The organism is Oscillibacter sp. UBA6647, from assembly GCA_002455655.1.
Classification (GTDB): Bacteria; Bacillota; Clostridia; order Oscillospirales; family Oscillospiraceae; genus Oscillibacter.
The window spans coordinates 1-8,387 of the sequence record DKLF01000153.1 but is presented as its reverse complement, the minus strand read 5'-3'; the positions used below and the strand labels follow the sequence as shown (position 1 = coordinate 8,387).

The window sequence follows — 8,387 nt, the reverse complement described above, 5'->3', positions numbered from 1 at the left end:
CTTCGGGCAGCTTTGTGGTGGCGGTGGATACGGACGTGATGGGTCGGGGCAGTGAAGAACTTGGGAAGACGCTGATGAAGGGCTTTTTATTTGCGGTGAGCCAGCTTCCCAGTCTTCCCAAAACCGTTCTGTTCTATAACGGCGGCGCACATCTGACCTGTCAGGGCTCTGCCTCACTGGAGGACATCAATGCGCTGGCGGACAAGGGTGTGGACATCCGCACCTGCGGCACTTGCCTGAATTTCTACGGACTGACCGACAAGCTGGAGGTGGGCAGCGTCACAAATATGTACGAGATTGTGGAGACGCTGGCACAGGCCGGAAAAGTGGTCAAGCCGTGATTTATCTGGACAACGCGGCTACCACCCGGCCCAAGCCCCCGGCGGTGGGACAGGCGGTTCTGGCGGCGCTGGAGGGGTTTGGCAACAGCGGACGGGGCGCCCATGGCGAGGCACTGACCGCCGCCCGGACAATCTATGACGCGCGGGAGAAGCTGGCGGCCCTGTTTGGCTGCGCGGGGCCCGAACGGGTGTGCTTTGCCCCAAATTCCACCGAGGCGCTGAACGCGGCAATTGGGGGGCTGTTCGGTCCCGGTGACCATGTGATTTCCACGGACTGGGAGCACAACTCCGTTCTTCGGCCTCTTTACCGCCTGCGGGCGCAGGGGGGAGAGGTGGACTTTGTTCCCGCCGACGGCGGGGGCCAGATCAATTATGCCGATTTTGAAAAGCTGCTTAGGCCCAATACCCGCGGGGTGGTCTGCACCCATGCCTCCAACCTTACCGGCGATGTGCTGGACCTCGACAGGGTAAGTGCGTTTTGCCGCGCCCATGGGCTGCTGCTTGTGCTGGACGTATCCCAGACGGCGGGCCTTTTTCCGATTGATATAGAAGCCCGGGGCATTGCTGCGGTGTGCTTCACCGGACACAAGGGACTATATGGGCCGCAGGGGACCGGCGGTCTGTGCGTGGGAACGGGCGTGGAAATCCGACCCTTCAAGGTGGGCGGCACGGGAGTGCAGAGCTTTTCCGAAACCCAGCCTTCGGAGTACCCCACACGCATGGAGGCGGGGACGCTGAACGGTCACGGCATCGCGGGGCTGGGTGCGGCGCTGGATTGGCTGAATGAAACAGGCATTGAGAAGGTCCGCGCCCACGATCTTGGCCTTGCCCGCCGGTTTTACGAGCGGATTGCGGAGCTTCGCGGCGTGCGGGTCTACGGCGACTTCTGGACGGAGATCCGTGCGCCTATTGTTGCGCTGAATCTGGGGGAACGGGACAGTGCCATGGTGGCGGACGAGCTGGAGCAGCGCTTCCAAATTGCCACCCGGCCCGGCGCACACTGCGCACCCCGGTTCCACCGGGCACTGGGGACGGAGGAGCAGGGTGCGGTACGTTTTTCCTTCGGGTACTTCAATACCGTTTCGGAGGCGGATCAGGCATCTGCCGCCGTGCGGACGCTGGCGGAAGAGCTGTGATGGCCGAAACAGTGTGCATTGTCACATTCCCCACCACCGTGGGGGCCATGGCCATGGAAAAAGCCTGCCGGGAAGATGGCTTGCCGGGACGACTGATTCCAGTGCCACGCAGCGTCACGGCTGGGTGCGGCATGTGCTGGATGGCCCCGGCCGACAGCCGGGAAGCGCTGGAAGAGCTGGTGATTCGGCGCATAATACATATTGATGGGATTTACGACATGGTCTCGCCCCGATAGGCGGTGCTTTGGTACCTGAGGTTCGACCAATTTGACAGTCGGGCGGACAGAGAGAAAAGATGGCCTTTGGGCGCGGCGAAAGAATGGAGCTTGGATATGACCGGAAAATGCGAGGAATGCGTCCATCTGAACTATGATGAGGAGACAGACGCCGACTTTTGCAGCATGGATTTGGATGAGGACGAGATGGAGCGGTTTCTCCGGGCAGATGCGGGACGCTGCCCCTTTTATCGCCGGGGCGGAGACTATGAGACGGCCCGGCGACAGTGAGCAGAGGGAATGTACGTAATAGCATAAGGCGGGACGGAGAAGGCTCCGCTCCGTTCTTCTGATTTTCGCTGCTTCGGCTGAGAAGCGGGCGGACGCTTTCCCCCGGCGGGGCATATACTGGTTCAGGGCTGGGCGAGGCCCCGAAAAGCCAACTGCTTTTCGGTTTCCGGGGACCGCGGTCAGGGGTTCCCGTGAAAAGGCGGACAGCGGGGCGGACGCGGGCAAGCTCCGCTCCGGAGAACACGGAAGGGTCAGCCCCGCCGCGCCGCCGGTGCTTTATGAAAATCCGCCCGCTCCGGCCCTGGGCGTTTTTCGTGTGATCGGGAGAGGCCCGCACCACCGTATGTATTTTACGGTTGCGCAGCAAAAGACGGCGTGATACAATTAAAATATAAAGCCGTTATAAAGACGCGAAGGCGCCGATACGAAAGAGAGGACCTGACATGGAGTTTGCACAGTTGGAGAAAGCGCGCTATTCCCTGCGGAAGTTCAGTGATCGCCCGGTGGAGCAGGAAAAGCTTGATCTGGTGCTGGAGGCTGCCCGCAGCGCCCCTACGGCCCACAACAAACAGCCTCAGCGCATTTTTGTGCTGAAAAGCGAAGAGGCGCTGGCAAAGGCCGACGCCTGTGCCGACAGCCATTTTCATCCTCCGTTGATGCTGGTAGTGGCCTATGAGGCCGAAAAGGCATGGGTTCGGGAGGGAGATGGCAAGAACCACGGCGAAATTGACGCGGCGATTGTAACCACCCAGATGATGCTTCAGGCCGCGGATTTGGGTCTTGGCACCACGTATGTGGGGATGTTTGACCCTCAAGCATTGGTGGAGCGGTTCCCCGAGATGGAGGGCTGCACGCCCGTCGCCCTATTGCCCATCGGCTATCCGGCAGAAGGTGCACATCCTGCCCGTCTGCACGAGGATCGCAAGCCCATAGAGGAGCTTGTCACAGTTCTGTAAAGCAAAAAGCAGTCTTGCGGATATCCGCGAGACTGCTTTTTTATGCAATTACCTGCGCCGTCCCCGGTAGCCGCGGGCGCGGCGGGAGGGCTTTCCATAGCGGTAGCGCCGACGGCCCAAAGTGAGCTTCCAGCCGATTCCCAAAAGAACCAGAATGCCAAGAACAATCAGCGCCGCCTTTACGGCCATGCGGCTGAAAAACTGCTGAACATTGAACCAGAACGTGAGAAGCTTGGAAGCTTCCACACTGTTCAGCGCCACCAGAGGGACGGTGGCATATACCGTGCCGTCCAAAGACAGCTCCACGGAGCCAAGCTCCTGCCCTGCGGTGACGGGAGCATTCACAATTTCCGGAAGGTCCAGCTTCCGCTCCAGCTCCTCAGACTTTACATGGTTTGGCAGGAGCAGCTCCACCCGGTCGGCGGGATGAACGGCCACGCTGTCGATTTTGCTGAGATCCACCTTAACGTCTGCCAGCATGTCCAAATCGGAGAGGACCGTCTGCATGGAGAAGTTGATGAAGCCCCATTCAAACAATCGCTTTGTCTCGGAAAAGCTCCGCACGTCTGCCACACCGTCGGCCCCGACGACCCGATCCGCACCCAGAACAACACTGATGAGGGTACGGCTGCCCTTGGTGGCGGAGGAAACGAGGCAATGTCCCGCCTCGGAGGTGGAACCGGTCTTGATACCGTGGGCGTCGGAGTAGACATAGCCGACGGCCCGCCAGTTAGAAAGCAGGTAGTTGGTGGTGCGCAGGCGGCGGACGGGGGAGAGGTTGGTGGCAGGAATCTCCGCCACGCCCATGTCGCAAATAGCCATAAACTCCGGATATTTCATGGCTTCCAAAGTGATAAGGTACAAATCCCAGGCAGAGGTGTAATGCTGGGAGTCGTGCAGTCCGTTGGGGTTGGCAAAGTGGGTGTTCTTGCAGCCAAGGGCTTCGGCCTTGGCGTTCATGGCGTCCACAAAATCCGCAACGCTGCCGCTGACCGCCTCGGCCAGCACGTCGCAGGCCTCATTGGCGGAAACCACCAGCATACACTTGAGATAATTCTCCACGCTCATGGTTTCCCCCACCTGAATCCCGGCGGAGCTGCCGTCGGAGGCGAGGCCCGTCAGTGCGGAGGCGGAGGCGGTCAGCTCCTGATCCAGAGAGAGCTTGCCCTGATCGATTGCCTCCAGCGTCAGCAATGCGGTCATGATTTTCGTCAGGCTGGCGGGGTACAGCTCGGCATGCTCGTTTTTTTGATAGAGGACCGATCCGGTTTCACTGTCTATCAGCAGCGCGGCCTTGGCTGTAATTCCCGGGTCGGGCGCCGGGGCGATTTCATCGGCGGCGGCAGGGACGGCACAGAAGCCTACCACCGTCATCAGCAGTAAAAAAGCAGAGAGGAAGCGTTTGATTTTCATGTGACAATCTCCAATAATCTGTGGTATAATAGCTGCAAAGCAACTATGATACTTAATTTAAAGTATATACCATAAAGCTGCAACGCAGCTATGGCTATAATAGCCGCATAGCGGCAAGTATACTGGCATCTGAGCCATCTTGCTCTCGGTTTTGCCAAAGCCGAAAGCTATGGCGTGTGATAGGAGTCGGGTACTGCCCCTTGGGCGGCCCGGTTCTGGGCCCGGGCAATGCACGTCACTGCGTGGGGATCCAAACAATATTGCGGCGGGCGGATCGTGCCCGACAAAAACCCTGCTGCTTCCGCATTCTTTTTCAGTATAACAAAAATTTCGGGGGAGTTCAACCGTGACAGGACAAATTCAGCCAACAAAAACTGAGAAAATTCTGCTAATTCTGACAGCAATGTTTCTCTGCCTGCTGCTGGCGCTATTGTTCCACACCCAAAGTGCGGGTGCTGAGGGGCGCTACAAGGTTAGCATGGAGAGAACCGCTTCGGCCTCCGAACTGCTGCCGGAGGAGGAGCCGGAAACGGGGCCTGTCAACATCAATACCGCCGGAAGGGAAGCGCTTGCCACCCTGCCGGGAATCGGCGAAAAGCTGGCGGAGCGGATTGTTGCGTATCGAGAGGAACACGGACGCTTTGAAACCGTGGAGGAGCTGGTGAACGTCAGCGGAATTGGTGAAGGAAAGCTTGCCGCCCTGCGGGAGTACGTATGTGTCGGATAAATGAAAAGGAGCGCTGAGGTTTGAAGATTTTGGTGGTGGACGACGAACAGTTGCTGGTGAAGGGCATGAAATTCAATTTGGAAAACGAGGGCTACGAGGTGGAGTGCGCCTATGACGGGGCCGCCGCCGTGGCTCTTGCCCGGAGCGAGCGCTTTGATCTGGTGATTCTGGATGTGATGATGCCGGAGCTGGACGGAATCGAGGCATGCATGCGCATCCGGGAGTTTTCCAACGTGCCGGTCATCATGCTGACAGCCAAAAGTGAGGACGCGGACAAGCTGATGGGCTTTGAATCCGGAGCGGACGACTATCTCACAAAGCCGTTTAACATTATGGAACTGAAGGCCCGGGTGCGGGCGCTGCTGCGCCGGGCAGGGGGAACTCAGCGGGCGCAGGGCAGCGTAATTACCGTGGGGGGCCTGTCTCTGGATACGGAGCAGCGGGTGGCGCTCAGGGATGGAAAAACCGTGGAGCTGACGGCGAAAGAATATGACCTGATTGAGCTTTTAATGCGTAATCCCCGGCGGGTATACAGCCGGGAAAACCTGATGAACGTGGTGTGGGGCTATTCCTACGGCGGGGACTATCGGACGGTGGACGTCCACATCCGTCGTCTGCGGGAGAAGCTGGAGAAAAATCCGGCGGAGCCGGAGCTTATCCTGACAAAGTGGGGGGTTGGCTACTATTTCAAGAGCTGAGGAAAAAGAGCGGCCGCGGGTTCGGGGCAGCCTGCAGATAAAATTCGGGCTGAGCTATATTCTCCTCATTGCGGCGGTGCTGGTGCTGCTGAACACCTATCCGCTGATTGTGTCGGAGGATCTGGCGTTTCGCTCCAAGGCCACCGCCATGGAGAACAGCGTATCTGTGATGGTGTCTGCCCTTGCGAATCTGGAAAGTCTGACGGAGGAGAACGTCTCTGCCGCCATGACGCTGGTGGCGGCCGCCGACATGAGTCGGATTCTGGTCACCGATGCGGCGGGGAAAGTGCTCTACGACACCAGAGAGTCCGACGGCGCGGTGGGGGATTATGCGCTGTATACCGAGGTAGTGCAGGCTCTTTCGGGGAACGATGCGTTCACCTCCAGCTATCGCAACGGCGCGTTCCGCAGCCGGGCGGCTGCGCCGGTGCTGTACCAAAACCGCATTATTGGCGCGGTGTATGCCTATGAGTACGATGTGGGGCAGGCGGCATTGCTGCGGGGCTTTCAAAGCAACATTCGGAATCTTTCCATCATCGTCACTGCCATGGTGCTGGTGGTGTCCTTTATCATATCCCGGGCGCTGACGGGGAAAATCAGCGAACTGCTTTCCGCCATCCGTCAGGTGCGGGCGGGGGCTTACAGCCACCGGGCGGCTGTCCGGGGCCACGACGAGATTGCCCAGATCGGCGACGAGTTTAACCGCCTGACAGATCGGCTTCAAACTACGGAGGACGTTCGACGGCGCTTTGTATCCGATGCGTCCCACGAGCTGAAAACACCGCTGGCCGCCATCCGGCTGCTGACGGATTCTATTTTACAGACAGAGAACATCGACCCTGCGACCACGCGGGAGTTTGTGGCGGACATCGGTCGGGAAGCGGACCGCCTTAGCCGCATCAGCGAGGATTTACTTCGCCTGACCCGACTGGACGGGGGAGCGGTTCCGATGCCGTCGGAGGTGGATGTGGCGCCGGTGCTGGAGCAGGTGCTGCGGATGATGGAACTGGTGGCGGAAGAGCGGGGGATTGCGCTTTACTGTGATGCTGCGGAGCACTGCCGGGTGCTTGCCACGAAGGACGAGCTGCATCAGGTGCTGTACAATCTTGTGGACAACGCGGTGAAGTATACCCACGACGGGGGACAGGTCCGGGTTTCCTTGCGCCGAGAGGGAAGACAGTCCGTTTTGACGGTGGCAGACGACGGCGTGGGCATTCCGGAGGAGGATCTGCCCCGGATTTTTCAGCGCTTTTACCGAGTGGACAAGGCACGCTCCCGGGCCGCGGGCGGCACGGGGCTGGGGCTGTCTATTGTGCAGGACACCGTGAAAAACCGGGGTGGGTCTGTAGAGGCGGCAAACCGTCCGCAGGGCGGCGCGGTATTCACTGTCCACTGGCCGCGGGTAGAGGAAGGAGGCGGCGGAGAATGAAATTTCGCGGACTTCTGCTGCTGTGCGCCTTGGCGCTGCTGCCAGGATGCGTTTATGCGACGCGCCAGACCCAGGGCGCGGATGCAGAGAGCTATACATTATACTATATGACGGAGGATTTGCGGGCTGCGGCCGGCGGCGACGCGGTTCAGTCCGAGCCGGTGATGCTGGAAGGGCTTCAGGAATCAGATACCCGCGCTGTCGCAGAGAAGCTGACGGAGGTTCTTCTCGAGGGGCCTCGGAGCGAAGACCTGAAGAGTCCCTTCCCCGGAGGAACGCAGCTTCTCTCCGCGTCGCTGGACGACGGTCATGCCACGGTGGACCTCTCCTATCCGTATAGCACGCTATCCGGTGTGGCGCTGACCATCGCGGATTACTGCATTACGCTGACGCTGACGCAGCTTCCGGAGATTCGCTCCGTGTCCGTCACGGTCCGGGGGCAGGAGCTGGCCTATCGGAATCAGCAGTACTTTACCGGAGGAGATCTTTTGCTGAGCAGCATGGAGGACGTGGTGAGTACCGTACCGGTGACTCTGTGGTTTTTGAACGAGGCAGGAGAACTTGTGGGTGTTCAGGACAGGCTGGACCTCTACGAGGGGGATACGCAGCTTTCCGCTCTGGTGGCGGCTCTGGAGGCGGGGCCGACAGAGCGGGGGATGATCTCCGCCTTGCCGGAGGGCTTTACAGTGCTGACCACCCAGCTCAGCGACGGAGTGTGCTATGTGAACCTCTCTGCTGCCCTCCTATCCGCTTTGCCCGAGAATGCGGACGTGCAAACCGCGCTGGACGCGCTGGCCCTGTCCCTGACCTCTTTGGATGCGGTGCAGCAGGTGCGATACCTGATGGATGGCGAGCCGGCCAGCAGCTTTGGCTCCGCTTCCATTGCGGAAACTTATCCCCGGGAGAACTAAATAAAGAGACGGCCCCGGCGCAGAATCAGCGCGCCGGGACCGTATTCTTTTTTGAAATTGAAAAAAAGGCCATAACTGCCGAATTAGACAGCGAGAAGGGAGGCATAAGCAGGAAAAATAGTAAATATGAGCAAAAGAGAAAAAATGGTCGAAAAAGTGTTGACAACGAGGGCGTATGCTGGTATCCTAACAAAGCTGTCCGGGAGGATGGCGCGGGACTTGAAAAGAATGGTTAAGGACTTGAAAAAGGTACTTGACAAACTATGGGAA

10 protein-coding genes are annotated in these 8,387 nt (G+C 59.2%); 9 read left to right on the top strand and 1 reads right to left on the bottom strand.

What is annotated here, in order from left to right:
- The 5 genes from yedF to B2W96_RS11220 all read left to right on the top strand — a co-directional run.
- Nucleotides 1-341 (top strand): sulfurtransferase-like selenium metabolism protein YedF (gene yedF, locus B2W96_RS11240; protein WP_293010446.1); only part of this gene is annotated, 341 nt, incomplete at its 5' end.
- Entirely contained in the window at nucleotides 338-1,477 is a 1,140-nt protein-coding gene (locus B2W96_RS11235) for an aminotransferase class V-fold PLP-dependent enzyme (protein WP_293010444.1), read from the top strand. The genes yedF and B2W96_RS11235, both read left to right, overlap by 4 nt.
- On the top strand, nucleotides 1,477-1,713 hold the full coding sequence (locus B2W96_RS11230; protein ID WP_293010442.1) for a DUF3343 domain-containing protein: 237 nt from the start codon (nucleotides 1,477-1,479) through the stop codon (nucleotides 1,711-1,713). Before B2W96_RS11235 ends, B2W96_RS11230 begins: the two co-directional genes overlap by 1 nt.
- Before the next feature lie 96 nt (nucleotides 1,714-1,809).
- Nucleotides 1,810-1,983: a DUF6472 family protein gene (locus B2W96_RS11225; protein ID WP_293010440.1), complete on the top strand. Its 174-nt coding sequence runs from the start codon at nucleotides 1,810-1,812 to the stop codon at nucleotides 1,981-1,983.
- Nucleotides 1,984-2,426: 443 nt separating this feature from the next.
- Nucleotides 2,427-2,939, top strand: coding sequence for a nitroreductase family protein (locus B2W96_RS11220; protein ID WP_293010438.1), 513 nt, complete (start codon nucleotides 2,427-2,429; stop codon nucleotides 2,937-2,939).
- 48 nt (nucleotides 2,940-2,987) lie between these two features.
- Here the strand turns inward: B2W96_RS11220 and B2W96_RS11215 are convergent, their stop codons facing one another.
- Complete coding sequence (locus tag B2W96_RS11215) at nucleotides 2,988-4,352, bottom strand: D-alanyl-D-alanine carboxypeptidase family protein (protein WP_293010436.1); 1,365 nt, start codon at nucleotides 4,350-4,352, stop codon at nucleotides 2,988-2,990.
- A 346-nt stretch (nucleotides 4,353-4,698) separates the two neighbouring features.
- Between B2W96_RS11215 and B2W96_RS11210 the strand changes: the two genes are divergently transcribed.
- Genes B2W96_RS11210 through B2W96_RS11195 form a run of 4 tightly spaced genes read left to right on the top strand, consistent with a single transcriptional unit; the run spans nucleotide 4,699 to nucleotide 8,117 of the window.
- Nucleotides 4,699-5,079 carry a ComEA family DNA-binding protein gene (locus B2W96_RS11210; protein WP_293010435.1) on the top strand — a complete coding sequence of 127 codons (381 nt, stop codon included), beginning with the start codon at nucleotides 4,699-4,701 and terminating at the stop codon, nucleotides 5,077-5,079.
- 20 nt (nucleotides 5,080-5,099) lie between these two features.
- Entirely contained in the window at nucleotides 5,100-5,777 is a 678-nt protein-coding gene (locus tag B2W96_RS11205; protein ID WP_293010433.1) for a response regulator transcription factor, read from the top strand.
- Nucleotides 5,755-7,206: a sensor histidine kinase gene (locus B2W96_RS11200; RefSeq protein ID WP_293010431.1), complete on the top strand. Its 1,452-nt coding sequence runs from the start codon at nucleotides 5,755-5,757 to the stop codon at nucleotides 7,204-7,206. The genes B2W96_RS11205 and B2W96_RS11200 overlap by 23 nt, the downstream gene beginning before the upstream one ends.
- Entirely contained in the window at nucleotides 7,203-8,117 is a 915-nt protein-coding gene (locus B2W96_RS11195) for a GerMN domain-containing protein (protein ID WP_293010429.1), read from the top strand. Before B2W96_RS11200 ends, B2W96_RS11195 begins: the two co-directional genes overlap by 4 nt.
- Nucleotides 8,118-8,387: the final 270 nt, after the last annotated feature.

Bases quoted from the DNA above. Each gene is read 5' to 3' on its own strand.
- B2W96_RS11225 (WP_293010440.1), top strand. From the start codon at position 1,810: ATGACCGGAAAATGCGAGGAATGCGTCCATCTGAACTATGATGAGGAG.
- B2W96_RS11230 (WP_293010442.1), top strand. From the start codon at position 1,477: ATGGCCGAAACAGTGTGCATTGTCACATTCCCCACCACCGTGGGGGCC.
- B2W96_RS11220 (WP_293010438.1), top strand. From the start codon at position 2,427: ATGGAGTTTGCACAGTTGGAGAAAGCGCGCTATTCCCTGCGGAAGTTC.
- B2W96_RS11215 (WP_293010436.1), bottom strand. From the start codon at position 4,352: ATGAAAATCAAACGCTTCCTCTCTGCTTTTTTACTGCTGATGACGGTG.
- B2W96_RS11195 (WP_293010429.1), top strand. From the start codon at position 7,203: ATGAAATTTCGCGGACTTCTGCTGCTGTGCGCCTTGGCGCTGCTGCCA.